Annotated in this window: 11 protein-coding genes; 3 read left to right on the top strand and 8 right to left on the bottom strand. The window is 48.1% G+C overall.

What is annotated here, in order from left to right; all coding sequences use genetic code 11:
- Positions 1 to 247 precede the first annotated feature (247 nt).
- From AC0WRU_RS09090 to AC0WRU_RS09070, 5 genes are all read right to left on the bottom strand, one after another.
- On the bottom strand, positions 248 to 1,459 hold the full coding sequence (locus tag AC0WRU_RS09090; protein ID WP_476128043.1) for an MFS transporter: 1,212 nt from the start codon (positions 1,457 to 1,459) through the stop codon (positions 248 to 250).
- A 19-nt stretch (positions 1,460 to 1,478) separates the two neighbouring features.
- The gene (locus AC0WRU_RS09085) at positions 1,479 to 2,525 is read right to left on the bottom strand and encodes an ROK family protein (RefSeq protein WP_476128042.1); all 1,047 of its coding nucleotides are present in this window, start codon (positions 2,523 to 2,525) and stop codon (positions 1,479 to 1,481) included.
- Positions 2,526 to 2,714: 189 nt separating this feature from the next.
- The gene (locus AC0WRU_RS09080; RefSeq protein WP_476128041.1) at positions 2,715 to 5,042 is read right to left on the bottom strand and encodes a helix-turn-helix transcriptional regulator; all 2,328 of its coding nucleotides are present in this window, start codon (positions 5,040 to 5,042) and stop codon (positions 2,715 to 2,717) included.
- Positions 5,043 to 5,338: 296 nt separating this feature from the next.
- Entirely contained in the window at positions 5,339 to 7,891 is a 2,553-nt protein-coding gene (locus AC0WRU_RS09075) for a beta-mannosidase (protein WP_476128040.1), read from the bottom strand.
- 210 nt (positions 7,892 to 8,101) lie between these two features.
- Complete coding sequence (locus tag AC0WRU_RS09070; RefSeq protein ID WP_476128039.1) at positions 8,102 to 9,172, bottom strand: LacI family DNA-binding transcriptional regulator; 1,071 nt, start codon at positions 9,170 to 9,172, stop codon at positions 8,102 to 8,104.
- Positions 9,173 to 9,453: 281 nt separating this feature from the next.
- Between AC0WRU_RS09070 and AC0WRU_RS09065 the strand changes: the two genes are divergently transcribed.
- Positions 9,454 to 11,145 carry an ABC transporter substrate-binding protein gene (locus tag AC0WRU_RS09065; protein WP_476128038.1) on the top strand — a complete coding sequence of 564 codons (1,692 nt, stop codon included), beginning with the start codon at positions 9,454 to 9,456 and terminating at the stop codon, positions 11,143 to 11,145.
- A gap of 39 nt (positions 11,146 to 11,184) precedes the next feature.
- Here the strand turns inward: AC0WRU_RS09065 and AC0WRU_RS09060 are convergent, their stop codons facing one another.
- The 3 genes from AC0WRU_RS09060 to AC0WRU_RS09050 all read right to left on the bottom strand — a co-directional run bounded on the left by AC0WRU_RS09060 (position 11,185) and on the right by AC0WRU_RS09050 (position 13,404).
- Complete coding sequence (locus AC0WRU_RS09060) at positions 11,185 to 12,414, bottom strand: MFS transporter (RefSeq protein WP_025685484.1); 1,230 nt, start codon at positions 12,412 to 12,414, stop codon at positions 11,185 to 11,187.
- Entirely contained in the window at positions 12,414 to 12,977 is a 564-nt protein-coding gene (locus AC0WRU_RS09055) for a GNAT family N-acetyltransferase (protein WP_476128037.1), read from the bottom strand. The genes AC0WRU_RS09060 and AC0WRU_RS09055 overlap by 1 nt, the downstream gene beginning before the upstream one ends.
- A 64-nt stretch (positions 12,978 to 13,041) precedes the next feature.
- Entirely contained in the window at positions 13,042 to 13,404 is a 363-nt protein-coding gene (locus AC0WRU_RS09050; RefSeq protein ID WP_476128604.1) for a DUF2500 domain-containing protein, read from the bottom strand.
- Between the two features lie 408 nt (positions 13,405 to 13,812).
- On the opposite strand from AC0WRU_RS09050, the gene nrdI reads away from it, so the two are divergent.
- Together nrdI and nrdE are read left to right on the top strand one after the other, a co-directional pair.
- Positions 13,813 to 14,172 carry a class Ib ribonucleoside-diphosphate reductase assembly flavoprotein NrdI gene (gene nrdI / locus AC0WRU_RS09045; protein WP_025685481.1) on the top strand — a complete coding sequence of 120 codons (360 nt, stop codon included), beginning with the start codon at positions 13,813 to 13,815 and terminating at the stop codon, positions 14,170 to 14,172.
- Positions 14,159 to 16,243 (top strand): class 1b ribonucleoside-diphosphate reductase subunit alpha, encoded by a 2,085-nt coding sequence (nrdE, locus tag AC0WRU_RS09040; RefSeq protein ID WP_476128036.1) that lies wholly within the window; start codon positions 14,159 to 14,161, stop codon positions 16,241 to 16,243. Before nrdI ends, nrdE begins: the two co-directional genes overlap by 14 nt.
- The last annotated feature ends 92 nt before the right edge of the window (positions 16,244 to 16,335 follow it).

Here is a 16,335-nt window from a genome sequence, read left to right as displayed (position 1 = left end):
ACTAGTTTCCCGGTCATAAACAGTTTAGATGAAAGCGATTACCAAATACGATAAAACGCTTACTTTTATAAAAGATCACTATTTTCCTGCGAATAAACTATTTTCTCTGTTCAAATCATGTTAGGTATATTGTCATATCAAGTAACTTAAAAGTTGCTTTTATGCAAAAAAAGCATCCTCCCTCTCATCAGGGTTAGGATGCTCTCTGTGTTTTGTTAAGTTTTAACGATGCAGTAGCTTCACTATGCTACTCCTGCGCCGAAGCCTCTGATGGAAGACTCATGGATAACTTGCGCACCTTCCCCGTCTTCCCATCCTTACGGCTGCGTGATACATAAACCATCATTAACGCACCTAAGGTCGCGCTGATCAGACAAGCCAGGTTCATAAGCTGCGGTCCCCCGGCATGAAGGAGGTATCCATTCAACAGATTACCTACAATGCCCGCCAGTCCGGCGAATACCATATTGAACACGCTTTGTCCGGTGGCCTGCATATCCTTCTCCGTCACATGCGATACATATTCAACGGCCGCAATGTAGAAAAATCCAAACGACAGCCCGTGCAACACCTGCACAGCAATCATAACCGCAGGATCAGGAAACGCCAGTTGAACTCCCCAGCGCAGCATATAGGCTACAGCCCCTAGCAAAAGGGTTCTCTCCAGCCCAATCCTGCGAATCACCCGGGAAGCCAGCAGCATGGAGGGCACATTCGTAATGGAAGCAACCAGCAGAGCAACCCCGACCAACCCCGTAGGTCCTCCCGACATTTTAAAAGCCAGTACAAAATAGGTGTTAAATGCGGTCAACGTCTGATTCACCAAAAAGCTGCCACCCAAAAATATTAAAAACGTCCTGTTACGGATTAATTGACCGATACCGTCAGAAAACGATTTGCGCAACGCCAGATCTTCCTCCGTATTTTTCGGAAGCGCCAGTGCCGTCAAGGCCGCAAGACCGTTCAGTACCAAAAAAGGCACCCAAATCATGGACACCGATAGAAGCGACACGAACAGCCCCCCGGCATAACCGCCCACCGCGTTACCTATACTCGCCATAAATCGTATGCTGCCGTAGGTCGCCCCTGCCTTTTTTGCTGTCACGATCGCATAAGAATCAGCGATCGGCGCCTGTGTTGCCGTGAATATAGCCATGATCGAATAGACAAGCGCCATCAGCACAAAATGCTCCGACTGATAACATACCGCTATGACTCCTGGGACCGCTACACTCAAAATAAGCACCAGCCGCATTTGACGGTATTGATCCACAATAATTCCCCATATTGGCTGAACCAGAATGGATACCAGCGTACCGATCGCCATCAGCGCACCAACACTGGTACTCGTCAACCCATTCTGAACCAGCAATAAGGTCAAATACGGGTTAAACATTCCCCCTGCCAAACCAATAAACAAATAAAAGCCTCGCAGCTTCAGCATTTGTGAGCCAACCATCTGGAATCCTCCCTGTTGTTTAGCGTACCGCGCTGCCCAGAATCGTCGCCAGCGCTCCGATGGCCCCGGCTTCATTACCCAGCCCAGCAGGTACAATGGTACAAGGAATGTCCGTCCATAAGGCTACTCTTTGCCGAATTTCATCCAAATAATACGTGCTCCCTTCAGCCACACCGCCGCCTACAACGATCATTTCCGGGTTCAGCAAGCTGATCACATTCGTCAGAGCCATCGCCATATGAGCCAGCGCAGGCTCCAGAATCGTCTGTGCTTCCACATCTCCTTCGGCTGCCGCTTGCAGAACATGTCGCGCCCCAACATGGTCCCGTTGGCCATCCGCCAGCCGTACCATGTGCGTACCTGGTATGCCGGACGCAAGCGCCGATTTTACACTGTACGTTATTGCCGTACCCGACGTTAAAGATTCGAACACACCGAACTCGTCCGTCCCTCTTCGCTCTGCCGCTTGCCGCGCCTGTTCTTCACCTGCAATCCAGTAGGCCATTTCCCCAGCTCCGCCTGCGGCTCCCTTGTATAGCTCCCCGTTCAAAATAAGACCACTTCCAATGCCTGTGCCTACCGTTACCATCAGTACATGACGTAATCCCCGCGCTGCGCCCAGCCATTGCTCTCCCAACGCAGCCATATTTACATCATTATCCAGCACCAAGCGTCCGCTATAGCGCTGTCCAATGACAGATCGTATACCGCCATGCGTACCACTGTCATGTGCACTGTCGTGCATGCTCCATTGGAGCGCCGGGGCGTGAGTGATCCTGCCGCTATCGTTATCTACCACACCGGGAAAGCCGATCCCGATTCCTTGTAATTGCTCTAGCGTCAAGCCTTCCTGCTCCAGACAGCTTTCCAGCTCCCCGAACAGACTTTCAAAGAAAAAGGCTGCATCCTTCGTATGCACCGTCGGAATTCTATGCCTCACCACCACTTTCCGTTCCGCTGTACCGATACAGATCAGCGTCTTCGTCCCGCCGACATCAATGCCTGCCGCCCAGCCGGAAGCCTTCGGCTCATCCCCATATTGCTTTTGTACATCTATGTCCGCCATAGCCCATCCTCCGTCATTCCGGTTCGCCCTCATGCCTGCCAATACATCGGCCGTTGACGCCCTGTAGGTTCAAGATATGGACATAAGTATCGCATTTGTCCTCCTGTGCCGCAATAAACTAAATTCCGCTCCATAAACCGACACCGTCTGCCCGCCTTTTAACGAATAAAATGCTAAAAAGGCGAGCGCCTAAAGCGCTCCCCCTGTTAATGATGAATCTTCCGGCTTCAATCTCAGCTTGCGATAATCTCCCGGCGTGACACCAACCACACGCTTAAACACCCGTCCAAAGGTAATCGAATTGGCATAACCGACCTGGGTTGCAATGTGCTGAACCGTCTCTGTAGTGTTACACAGCATTTGCTGGGCATGGTTCATACGCAACCGGGTCAAAAAATCCACGAATTTCATATCAAACTCGGTTTTAAACAAATGACTGGCATATTTAGGCGACACATCAAAACGTTCGCTCAAATGATTCAAAGATAAATCCGGATTCGTATAATGCTCTTCAATATATTGTTTCATCTCACTGACCATAGCCCGATAGCTCTTGGTTTCACTGGCTGCAACATAAGTACGGTACACGGTGGTCATGTGCTCCAGCAGCAGAGTGTGCATCAGGGCCAGCGAAGGAGCAGACTCTACCTCAAATCTCCATCTCTCCGCCTCCGGCCCGTTAAAATAACGATCCAGCGCACCCGACACGTCCTTCATCTCGCGCATTTCCCGTTCCAGCAGCTCTTGTAGCCACTGAATCACGGTTAAAATATCCCCATCCTTCAACTTGTCCGTTTCCATCGATGCGAATAGACCTTCCAACCGTCCACGCCAATCATGGCTGGCCAACCGAAAAGAACGGATGGTCTCCGAAATCAGCGGCAGATACGTATATAACGGAATTTCATTGTCCTGCGGAACCTGGTCACTAATCACAATATCGTGCACCCCGAGCGTTAACCGATACCGAAGGGCAGAAACAGCCGCCCGATAGGAATCCTTAATATACTCCAACTCGTGAGTTTGACCGCCAATTCCGATGGTGAGCTGTACACCCAGATGGCCCTGTAGCCACTCGCAGCCCGTTTGCGCCATCTCCTGCAGCTTCACAGCCAGCAACCCTTCCCCGTCATCATCCTCTTTTCTTAGCAAAATGGCAATTCTTTCGCGGCTCATCCATTCTGCCCAGCCCTGCCAACCATAAGTGGCTGCAAGCTCCTGCATCACACCCAGCAACGACAGGCTCAGACGTTGATCTTCACTTCCATGCTCATTCGAACTTCTGTTGCCCGCTTGTGGTCCTTCGGTTGTGTACGGCTGCTCCAGTTCCAGATCATGCAGTTCTACCACCATGACAGCGTAGACACGGATAGCCTCTCTCTGAGTATCGTCCACAAAAGGAGACAGATTATCCAAACGCACTGTGGCCGTTTCCATGGTTGTACCTTCCATCAGATCAAGGAACAATTGCCGTCGCCGAATAAGTACATTCGCATACTCTTGCTGTTCATAATCGACCGTTTGCCGAATCAGACTTTGCAGCGCGTGATCAATCATCCACAGCTCATCCTTGTTGGTTCCCTCATCAGGACTGCCTGGCAATTGTTGAATGCGCTGCATCATCAGTTGAATCGGTCGGTAATTTCTGCGTGTTACATAGATAATGTAAACTACTGCCAAGACGACAACAGCCAGCCCGAGCACAATCCAAACGTAAGAAATGACAGACACCCACTCGAACAGTTGCCCGGCACGAATGCCACTTTCGAAGCTCCAGCCTAGTCTAGCCGACGGCAGATGAGTCAATTGCTGTCCGTCTTCCTCTTTTACAGCTCCTCCTGCGTCGGATGCAGCCGGGTAGATCGTATGCCCTTCGCCATCCTTAATCACCAGATAAGAAACCGCCGGATTCGTCATTTGACCGATCATTTGCTCCAACGGATACACACCGATATTGATCACCAGCAGCCCTTGCCCCCCGAACGGCAACGGAAGCCGCTTATGCATCGAAATCACACGATCTGACGTATGTTTGCCCGGCTCCTTCCATTCCCGCACAGGTGACCACTGCCGATCCTCAGACCGCAGTGCCTGCTCGATATACGGATAATCGCCAAATGTCTTGGCATCCTGAAGGCCGCTCCTGGTTAGTATCTTTTGATCCTTCATCCTGTAAATATAAATGGAATGTACCAATTCATGATTATCCTTGAGCGCACGCAAGCTTCCTGCCAGTCCATACAACATCGTGCTGCCGCTCTGCGCCTGTCCATTCAAAAAGTAGCTGTAGCTCTTATTGGTTTCCGCCTCGCTTAATACGTCCATTTCTACCTTCGTCAGCGACTTTTCCACACTGTCCATCACAAATCCGGTCGTGATCCGATTCGCCTTCCCCGTCTCATTACGTGATATCTCATTCACGATCAGGAAGGATAAAAAAATGAGAATGGACACGGTCAACATAAAAATCGGGAAATAGGAAAAAAGCAATCTCCTGTACCAGCTCTTTCTCATCATATCCCTCCTGCCGCCTAATGCTTCCATGACCCTCTTTATAGAGCTTCGTTCAACAATAAGCATACTCGTGATGTCAGCTTTAATGCGGTCTTGATTATACTTTGAACCTATTCTACCAAAATTAGAGGCTAAATAGATAGATTTCTCACAAATATCCGTTGATATTCAATTCAAAAACTCATTTCTGTTAAATATATTAACATAATGAAAACGCTATACATATCATCACAAAATCATTTATACAGCAAAAAGGGCTTATCCGCCTAAATGAAGTACGGATAAACCTAAGCTGTTCTCTAACCTTGTATCCAATCTACCAATGAACATACCGTCAGCTTGCCCGGCGAAGCTGTCTCAAAGGCCGAATCCCCCCTGCCCAGAGCCAAAAATTCCACCGTTTTCGGAATACCAGGAGCCAGATCCAGATGATTATCGCTGAAAATGCCTTCCTGCTCCGCTGACAGCCATACATGCCTCGCCAGTACATCCGAGCGAAGGTTAAAGCGGCTTCCTCCACTTCCCTGTACTTCTATCACTTCAATATTCGGCTGTGGCAAATCCATCTCTTTGGTGTCAGCAAAATAAACCTCACAGGAAGCCACCTGTTCACCGTTCTCTATCAGACGTGCGACCAGCATATGCTCCGCAGGGCTCTGTCCATTCAGCCATTTGTCGGCAGGCAATATATGTACCAGCCCCGCTGCATTAGCTTGCTGCTCTACCTGGATATCCTCTTCATGGATGGCCTTGCTACCCCGAATATGCAAAAGCGTCAGCCGCAGCGTGCCCTGAACAGGTTTTAGCGTATCGTTGACAATATGCAGCTCCTTATTACCCTGCTCCGTATCCGCTACGCTCAGCAGTACATCGGCAAAGCTGCGCTTAGCCGTATATTGCAGCGCCTTCCAGCGACCAAAATAGTCCATACTCGACCAGGAGGCAACGGGCCAGCAATCATTCATTTGCCAATACAATGTGCCCATGCAGTAAGGCTTGCGACGCCGATGGGCCTCGATGGCCATTTTCATCGCTTCCGCCTGTAAAATCTGACTCATGGGAAGAAAAGCTTTAAAATCCTTCGGCTCCCGCATGTACCGTTCCATATATTCTTTAATCAGGCGATTGCCTGCCCCGTTCTTCTGATGCGCCAGCATTACTGTTGATTCCAGCTCCAGCTCATTCTCTTCTGCATAGAAGCGCACGGACTTGTATTCGGGAAAGGATTGAAAGCCATATTCACTCATAAAACGCCCCACATGCACATGGTAATTCTCAAACGCCTCAGATGCGTGCCATACGCCCCAGTAATGAACATCCCCCGCCGTCGAAGACGGATGAGCATGCTGATTTCGGTCTCCAGACAGGCCGATCAGCGGAGACGAGGGCCAATATGCCGTCTGCGGGGACCAGATGTGTACCACTTCCGGTAAAATCCGGTGGAAAAGTGTCTCATAATCAGACCACAAGCGCTCTCGCTGCGCTGGCGTGTAATCCTTTTTCCAGCCCCAGCCCCCGTTCTCCTCATAATGCGCCCAAGCCGAATCAATCTCATTATTGCCGCACCATAATACGATACATGGATGATTCCGCAGACGCTTGATATTGTCCTCCGCTTCCTTTGCCACATTGTCCAAAAAAGCCTGATCTCCCGGGTACATGCTGCACGCAAACATAAAATCCTGCCATATCAATAAACCGTATTCGTCACAAAGCTCATAAAATATGTCTTCCTCATAAATACCGCCGCCCCAGACCCGCAGCATATTCATATGAGAGGCAGCAGCGCTGGCAATCTCATGCCGATATCTCTCCCGTGTCACTTCCGTCGGAAAGCTGTCATTCGGAATATGATTGGCTCCCTTCGCAAACACCGGAACCCCGTTCAGCTCAAAATAAAAGCTCTCTCCCGCCGCATCCCGTTCACGCACAAGACGAATCGAACGCAAGCCCGTCTTCACCGTTTTTTCCGCGATGACAGCTCCTTCATCCCGCTCCACAAGCTCGGCTGCAAACGTATATAGATGCGGCTCTCCCAGCCCCTGGCACCACCACAGCTTTGGCTGCTCCATATACAACTCCAGCTCCACCGTTTGCCTTCCCTTCAACAAAGGAACAGGCTTCGACCACTCCCTCCCGTCAGCGGAAATACGAAGATCGGCTTCCCTGATCTCACCCGCATTTTCGATCTCTGCCACAGCCGTGAGTCTGGCTCCGTCTGCACTGATTTCATCCTGCCGGATAAACAAGTCTCTAACAATAAGACCAGACCATGCCTCCACCCGCACCTCTCTCCAAATGCCGCTCGTCACCAGCCTCGGTCCCCAATCCCAGCCGTAGTGGTAAGGAGCCTTACGTGCGAAAACGCTTACCTTTTTGTCCGCCAAACCACCTGCTTCGGACTGATCATTTGGCGCGGGAAGAGCGTAACCCAGTTGCTCCAGCTTGGGTACATCCACAGCTATCGGAGAATGGAACACGATTACCAGCCGATTCTCTCCCTGCTGAACCCATGCCTTCACATCCCGCCTCCATATCCGAAACATATTGTTGGCTGACAAAACGGGATGCCCGTTCACTTGTACCTCCGCATACGTGTCCAAGCCCTCCAGCACCAGTTCTACACATGGGCACTGAAGCTGATCCGCTTTCATTTCAAAACAGGCTTCGTATACCCAGTCCTGTTTGTCAATCCATTGTACCTCCGCCTCGTTCGTTCCGATAAAAGGATCAGGAATTTTGCCATGTCGTAAAAGATCCGTATGCACACATCCCGGTACTTTCGCGCTAAGCCACTCATCACCTGATGCGTTCCTAAACCTCCAGTTATCCAACCCTGTCACATTGAACATCGTCGCAAGCCTCCCTGTAAAGATGATTGGGAACATCTGGACTCCTATATAAACATAACAAAAATAACATTAAGCTAACAAAATAGTCAAATCGTTTTTGTGACAAAACAAATCGAAAAACAACAAAGAAAAGTCGCCTCGCCCCAAAAGGCTAAAAAGCGACTTTTTATCTTCCCCCGTGTACGGAGCTCGATCATCTATATCTGGACGTCAACTATATTTGATTGTGCTGATTGGGTGTTCATGATCATCATTTCCCTGACTGAGCCGCGGCGCATACCCCTCCCGTACGACCAGTTCCGCGTGCAGCAGCTTTTTCTCGACAGGCGAATCCGGGTTAGTTATACGCCATAGCAGTTGATCCACCGCACGCATGCCCAGCAGTTCCTTATCCACTCTCACCGTCGCATAAATCGGCATCTGCTCGCTCGTATCGTCAAAACCAGTCACTCCACAGCGCCTTGGGACGTCAATTCCCTTTTGTTTGAGCGCATCCACCACTTGCCCGGCAGTCACATCATTCACACATACAAACATCTCCGGCAATTCATCCTCGGTCAGCTTGTCCAATTCCTCGGCAAGCTCCTGCGCTGCTCCCATATGTAGCAAAGCTCTGTTTTGCTTTAAGGATATTCCCCCAAGCTCCAGTGCGGAGCGAAAAGCTTCCCAACGTTCATAAAAACTGTGAGCATCGTTGATATTTCCGACAAATTGAAAGCGGGTATAGCCTCTGCACAACACATTTCTCATGAGTTCACCCATGCACGTTCGGTTATCCGTGAACACCGTATCGCTTAAAAATGCAGAATCCCAATGATCCACCATGACGACCGGGATGCTCATCCGATAAATATTCAGCAATATTGAAGTGGAAATGGACCCCACCGTGATAATGCCCGTGATCGCCTCCGGATTCAGCAAAGAAAACATATCCTCTGTCGAAGGCTCCGTTAACGTGAGCATGTTCATCCCCTTTCGGTTCAGACGCTCGGAAATACCTTCAAATACAGGGCCCCAATACCTGGATTCTCTGTTCTGGTACCGTATATTCGGAAATAACACCAGCACAGTACCCGACCATTCCCCGGCATCCGTGTCCCGAGGTTCCACCCCCGTTGTCTTTGGATGATTGCGAAAATAGCCCATCTGGGCAGCCAGCTTGACCAACACTGCCCTCGTCTCCTCACTTACTCCGGGCTTGCCGGACAATGCACGCGAAACAGCGAACTTTGAAACGCCCGCCGCATCCGCAATTTCCTGCAACGTTACTTTTCCACGCATCTTCTCACCCAACCCTATTCGGAATCTTTTTTCTGCCTCTGCCTTTCCAATACATGGGCGTGCCAATAAACTGGTATCATCGTAGCACACTTTGTTTTAGATCATCAAACGATAGATTTGCACAAATCCACACCATCCACCAAAATATGTTTGCATAATAAAAAAACAAACACATAACAAATCAACAGAAATAACTTGACGGCAGGTTCGCTATTTCCTACAATTTACTATTGAAAGCACTTAAATTATGTGAATCATACTTATAAAGGGGGATTTTGCAGATGTTCAAAAACAGGTCGGTACGACAAGGCTCCATCCTGCTCCTGGCTTTGCTGCTGCTCGTGACAACGGGCTGCGCGAATGGAACGGGCGGTACGGCAGAAAAGGAAAATCCCGATGACACCAGCCCTGTCACACTTACTTTTTTTGGTGGTGACGCCAGCTCCAACTGGAATAATATGAAGGATGCAGTCGGGCAGGAAATCATCAAAAAAACGGGCGTCACACTGAACGGGGAGCATGCCGTCAATGGCCGGAGTGAGGAAAAGTTTGCTCTGATGGCTGCCAGCGGAGAGTATCCTGATCTGGTCTATCCCAAAAATGATGTCGGTAAGCTGGTCGATGCCGGGGCACTCATTGACTTAACCGACCTGATTGACAAATACGGCCCCAATATCAAGAAAGTGTACGGAGACTATTTTAACCGTATTAAATATAGCCATGACGACCCTGCCATCTATACGATCCCAACCAATTTGGGCGTAGATCACATCGCATTTGACGCACAAACCGGGTTCGAAATCCAGCATCAGGCACTTGAGAAGCTCGGTTATCCGAAAATTCGCACTGTTCAGGATTTTGAAAAAGCGCTCAAGGACTATGTCGCCAAATACCCCACCACTAACGGTCAGCCTACCATCCCCCTCTCCCTTGACGCCGAAGATTGGAAAATTCAAATTACTGTAACCAATCCGGCAGTTACCGCTACAGGCGGACCGGATGATGGAGAGTATTATATCGACCCCAAGACGCATAAAGCCATTCTCCACTACAAACGCCCGGAGGAACGGGAATATTTTCGCTGGCTGAATCACATGTACAACGAAGGACTGCTGGATAAGGACACTTTTGTGCAAAAAAGCGATCAATACAAGTCCAAAATCGCCGCAGGTCGTGTGATTGGACTCATCGATCAGGAATGGAACTATCAGGATGCCGAAAACGCACTCAAAGCGTCGGGCAAGGATGAATTTACCTACGCGCATTTTCCAGTCACGTTAAGCGAGAAATATGAGGATCATTCCCTCCAGCCACTCGGCTTTGATGCTGCATACGGGATCGGAATTACAACCTCGTGCAAAAATCCCGTGCGTGCCATCAAGTTTCTGGATTTTCTGGCCTCCAACGAAGGACAAATTTTGCGCAACTGGGGAATCGAAGGCCAGCATTACAATGTAGAGAACGGCAAACGAGTTATTCCGGACGATGTGCAGCAACGTAAAAACACCGATAATTCCGCTTTTACGAGAGAGTCAGGCATCGGTTTGTACTGGATGTGGGGGCCGCATTACGGTGACGGCATCAAGGACCCTTCCGGCAACTACTATACGACGAACTATCCGGAGATGATTACCGAAAATTACAGCCCGGCCGAAAAAAAATCCTTGCAAGCCTACAATGCTCGAACGTGGAAGGACCTGTTCCCGAACGAGAAGGATTTTCCGGTAAAAGAATGGGGCGCCGCCTACAACATGCCTGTGCCGACCAATACAAACTACAATGTTATTTATCAGAAGTCGCAGGATATTGTGCGCAAACGGATTCCCGAAGCCGTACTCGCCAAACCGGATCAATTTGATGCTGTCTATGACCGCATGCTCCAAGAGCTGGATCAGGCAGGTGTGCCGAAGGCTGAAGAAATCTACACCGGACTGATCCAAAATCGGCTCAAGCTGTGGAACGGGGAAAAATAACGATTAAAGGGGCTGACAGCCTGATGCTGTCCAGCCCTTTTACATGGAATGTTCTTTTTTGTTGCTTTCTTCTTTCCAAGAATTACTTTTGTTGGACATCCGATTGACGTACAACAATAAAAAGATTGGAATCAACGCAATCCCGCCACACATCACCCAAGATATTTGAATGGGTGTTTGGTCCGAAGACAAATCCGTAAAATTACGACTGATGATCCCCGTCACGATTAAACCAATACACATGCCTAATTGGGAAATTGCAGAATCCAAGGATAGTAATGTAGAACGATATTCATTAGAGATTCTTTTATTCAGGAAAATTTGTTTGGCTACCGGGTACATTCCTCGCCCAATCTCATAGATTAAAAAGGTAAGCAGTACAGGATAAAAAGTGTTGAAAGCCCCGGCTAAAATAAGCCAAACAGCGATCATTCCGCAAGCGCCCATGAGTATATGTACATCACTGTATCGCCTGCCCAACTTTCGAACCAGATAGCTGCCCAAAGTCATACATAATGAATAGCCTGCCTTGATAAATCCCATAATCCAAATCCCCTGTTCGGAAAGACCGACAAGACGTGGCTGTTGAAATGTATTACCCGCCGAGTTCGAAAAGCTGATAAATAAACCGATGATAAACACAATCCAGATCGACTTATTTTCCAGCCCGATACGGATGCTTTCTCCGATAATTGTTTTAATACGAGTACCAGACATTCTTCTATGGGCTATATTCTCCTCATTCATGTAAAAATAGCACAGAAAAATGCATAGGATAATAGATAAAATGCTGGCCAACCAAGGAAGTGAATAGTTGAAGGTTGCAAGAAAAGCTCCCAACAGCCCACAAATAAATCCCGAAATATACTGTATGCTGTTTGAGGTTGTAAAAAGGACTTCCATTGGCTTATCACTATTTTCCACAACCCAGGATTCCAACGAACCTGATTGTAAACATATAGCCAGACCACCAAAGATTTGCGCTAAAACAAGCACCACGATATGATCCGTCCAAACGAACAGCACACTATAGACTAAAAAACAACAAAGTCCCAAAACAACAGAAATTTTCCTTCCATACTTATCTGCAATCGCACCTGTAGGAATTTCAAACAAAAAAATACTTACAAAATATACAACCAACAGGAAATTCGCACTTTGTAGGGAAAGGCCTTTCGCTAATAGAAATAAGATGAGCGTAGTCCCCGTAATCTCACTCATAAAAAATTGAAGAAAGCTGACGGAATAAAATAACTTATGTGCTTTCATTATCGAGATTCCGTCGTTTGTTCCGCAGCCTCATACTCACTTCGCAAAATCCCCATCTGGATGATGTCATAGTATTGGCCTTCCCTGAACAGCTTTTGCCGCAGCCGACCTTCCTCCTTGAAGCCGCAGGCCAGATAGCAGCGATATGCACGCTCGTTGTATGCATAGACCTCCAGCTCCAGCCGATTCAGGTTCAGCGTATGAAATACAAATTTCTGTAATAGCCGGATCGCTTCACGTCCGTAGCCTTTGCCTAGATTATCGTCGCGTCCAATCACAATGCCGAGCGTGGCATGCCGATTCATCCAGTTGATTTTAAATAAATCCAGTTGTCCAATATAGTCCAGTGTGTCTTTATGCGCAATAACAAAGCCCTTCATCTCGGAGTTACCGTCGATCATCATCTGTACGTAGGCTTCGCTATTCGTCTGAGAATGAGGATAAGTAAAAACATCACTCAAACCGCGTGTAATATCCGGGTCATTGACCCATTTTCGTATTTCCGGTATATCCTCCTGACGATACTCCCTCAATACGATGCGTTTCCCAATAATATGTGGCATAGTACATCTTCCCTTCGGTTATGTATGGGTATCCTGGCAGTTACCCGCCCCCAGCTAATATGGCTTACGCTTCCATCGCTCTCACGAACTCCAGAAAGCGCGTGCCTTTATAACGAAGCTCCCCCCGATCTCCAGTAACAATCATGCCAAAATCCCTATCCTTCACCTCCAGCTCCTTGCGCTCGCCCCCATCAAACTCAAAAGTAACATAATAATCTGTCGAAGCTGAAAAATCGCCTGAGCCCCCGCGAACCCTCGTTCTCTTGTCCACCACCTTGCATGAACGTTGTTCCAACTCAGCGGCTTGATTCGAAAGCCCCGTACCGATTGCCTTGGCAATGATAGCGATAAATCCAATTGCAATGATTCCAAAAACGATAAAAAATATGGCATCAAACGACCCTGAATCCATAAATCCATTTCCCATCATACGTATTCCCCCTACAGTAAAAGGTAGATTTACCACTGTATCTCCTATTGACAAATCGTACATCTTCACGCTCCAAAACTCCAGTACATTTGTAAAATTCGCACGAAAAAAAAAGTTATTCCGCTTATCCCGCACCCCGCTTGGACTTGCCCCCAATCCTTGTGCCCAACCTTTTAAAAGTGATTGACCTCACCTATATATAGATATAAAATAGAAATCGTACTCTAAATATAGTGTATAGCGCGTATTTTACACATATATCTTGAAAATACAGATATGGAAGTACCGATATAAATAGGCGTTAAAATTTTGGCGAAGCGCAGCCAGCAAGGGTTTGCGAATCTTTACAGGATTTCGAGCCTTGGGCAGATGCCGTTTTGCCAAATGTCAAGGAGGATGAATACAATGCTGATTGCTTATGATTCCAAGACCGGCAATGTAAAAAGATTTATCGGGAAGCTCAAGCTTCCGGCGGTCCAAATCCAGGAGCAAATGACTATAGAGGAACCATACGTACTCATTACATATACAACGGGGTTTGGACAGATACCTGAAAGGGTATCTTCCTTTTTGCAAAAAAATGCTCAAAACCTCGTGGGTGTGGCTGCCAGCGGCAACCGTAACTGGGGCGAGTGCTTTGCCAAAAGCGCGGATTTGATCTCCGACCATTACAACGTGCCTGTCATCAGTAAATTTGAATTATCCGGAACGTTCGGCGATGTAGAGCGTTTCAAACAGGAGGTGAGCCGAGTTGCGGCATATTGAATTGAACAACATGTTGATGAAACGCGATACAGACGGCTTTTTTCAATTGGAAAAGGACCAAGAGGCTGTAGACGAGTTTATGAAGGAAGTCGATGAACGGAGCTTGAAGTTTGCGGATACAGCGGCTCAAGTGCTCTACATGATTGAGAATGATTATTACGAAAATTTCTATAGTAGCTATACGGCTGACGAAATTAAGGATATTTTCCATATCACTCATAGTTATAATTTTAAATTTCCTTCCTATATGGCAGCATCCAAGTTTTATACAGATTATGCAGTGAAGAGTAATGACCGTAAGGTCTATCTGGAGCACTATCCTGATCGGGTGGCGGTCGTCGCCCTGCATTTGGGACGCGGTAACGCCGATACGGCGCGCCTGTTGTCCCGCTCGATGATGGAGCAGCGTCTCCAGCCGGCAACGCCAACCTTCCTGAATGCAGGCAAAAGCCGTCGTGGAGAACTGGTGTCCTGCTTCCTGCTCGAAATGGATGACTCCCTCAACTCGATCAACTACGTGCTGAACACATGCATGCAGTTGTCCAAAATCGGCGGCGGTGTCGCGGTCAACCTGTCGAAGCTGCGGTCACGCGGCGAGGCGATCAAAGGTGTAGAAGGCGCGGCTAAAGGAATTATGCCTGTGCTGAAGCTGATGGAGGACGGCTTCTCTTACGCGGATCAGATGGGTCAACGTAAAGGTTCTGGCGCAGCATACTACAACATTTTCGGATGGGATGTACTGGAGTTCCTGGATAGTAAAAAAATCAATGCCGACGAAAGAGTACGCCTCAAGACACTCTCCATCGGACTGATTGTGCCGAACCGCTTTTATAAGCTGGCTCAGGATAATGAGCCGCTGCATGTATTCGCTCCTTATAGTGTGTACAAGGCCTACGGTACGCATCTGGACGATATGGATCTGGATGAAATGTACGATACACTGCTCGCTGACGACCGGGTGAAGAAAAAGGTAGCGATGAGCGCGCGTGACATGCTGACCAAAATTGCCATGATCCAGTTGGAATCCGGCTATCCATACATGATGAACAAAAGTAACGCGAATCAGGCACATGCTCTTAAAAACGTGGGCCAGGTTAAAATGTCAAACCTGTGCACAGAAATTTTCCAATTACAGGAGACCTCTGAAATTACAGATTACGGCCAACAGGATACAATCCGTCGGGATATTAGCTGTAATCTGGCTTCTCTCAACATTGTAAATGTGATGGAGCATGGCAAAATCCGCGAATCCGTTCACGAGGGTATGATTGCCCTGACCTCGGTCAGCGATATGACCCAAGTCGCGAACGCTCCGGGTGTTGCCAAAGCAAACCGTGAAATGCATTCTGTCGGTCTGGGTGTCATGAACCTGCACGGCTACCTTGCCAAGAACAAAATTGCTTATGAAAGCAACGAAGCGAAGGATTTTGTCCGTACCTTCTTCATGACGATGAACTATCACTCGCTGGAGAAAAGCATGGAGATTGCGCAAGCGGCCGGACAAAGCTTTTATGGCTTTGAGGAATCGGATTACGGGACTGGTGTGTATTTTGACCGTTATCTGAATACAGATTACCGTCCGACAACGACACGCGTACAAGAGCTGTTCAACGACATCTATATTCCTTCTCCGGAGGATTGGGGCAAGCTGAAAGCAGACGTGCAGAAGAACGGCCTGTATCACGCTTACCGTATGGCGATTGCGCCGACGGCCAGCATTTCATATATTCAAAATGCGACGTCCAGCGTGATGCCAATCGTGGAACAAATTGAAACACGTACCTATGCGAATTCGACGACCTATTATCCAATGCCTTACTTGCAAAGAGATAATGTGTTCTTTTATAAATCCGCTTATCAAATGGATCAGTTCAAAGTGCTTGACCTGATTGCAGAAATCCAGCCTCACGTGGATCAAGGGATTTCGACCGTGCTTCATGTGAACAGTGACGTGACTACACGCCAATTGGCGCGTTGCTATCTGTATGCTGCTCACAAAGGACTCAAATCGTTGTACTACACACGTACCAAAAAGCTGTCTGTAGAAGAGTGCCTCACCTGCTCGATCTAAGACCGTGCTCATAAATTAACATTAGAAATCCTCATATATATGGATGCTTTTCATTAGAAGCTGTATCCAGCGCGATGTTCCGCCCTTTATGG

It is taken from the genome of Paenibacillus sp. 1-8, from assembly GCF_056316205.1.
This window is presented reverse-complemented; position numbering and strand designations above follow the sequence as displayed.

What these genes read in the sequence shown, in the direction of transcription:
- nrdI (WP_025685481.1), top strand. Translation starts at nt 13,813, where the DNA reads ATGCTGATTGCTTATGATTCCAAGACCGGCAATGTAAAAAGATTTATC.
- AC0WRU_RS09080 (WP_476128041.1), bottom strand. Translation starts at nt 5,042, where the DNA reads ATGATGAGAAAGAGCTGGTACAGGAGATTGCTTTTTTCCTATTTCCCG.
- AC0WRU_RS09065 (WP_476128038.1), top strand. Translation starts at nt 9,454, where the DNA reads ATGTTCAAAAACAGGTCGGTACGACAAGGCTCCATCCTGCTCCTGGCT.
- AC0WRU_RS09060 (WP_025685484.1), bottom strand. Translation starts at nt 12,414, where the DNA reads ATGAAAGCACATAAGTTATTTTATTCCGTCAGCTTTCTTCAATTTTTT.
- AC0WRU_RS09090 (WP_476128043.1), bottom strand. Translation starts at nt 1,459, where the DNA reads ATGGTTGGCTCACAAATGCTGAAGCTGCGAGGCTTTTATTTGTTTATT.
- AC0WRU_RS09075 (WP_476128040.1), bottom strand. Translation starts at nt 7,891, where the DNA reads ATGTTCAATGTGACAGGGTTGGATAACTGGAGGTTTAGGAACGCATCA.
- AC0WRU_RS09050 (WP_476128604.1), bottom strand. Translation starts at nt 13,404, where the DNA reads ATGGGAAATGGATTTATGGATTCAGGGTCGTTTGATGCCATATTTTTT.
- AC0WRU_RS09055 (WP_476128037.1), bottom strand. Translation starts at nt 12,977, where the DNA reads ATGCCACATATTATTGGGAAACGCATCGTATTGAGGGAGTATCGTCAG.
- AC0WRU_RS09070 (WP_476128039.1), bottom strand. Translation starts at nt 9,172, where the DNA reads ATGCGTGGAAAAGTAACGTTGCAGGAAATTGCGGATGCGGCGGGCGTT.
- AC0WRU_RS09085 (WP_476128042.1), bottom strand. Translation starts at nt 2,525, where the DNA reads ATGGCGGACATAGATGTACAAAAGCAATATGGGGATGAGCCGAAGGCT.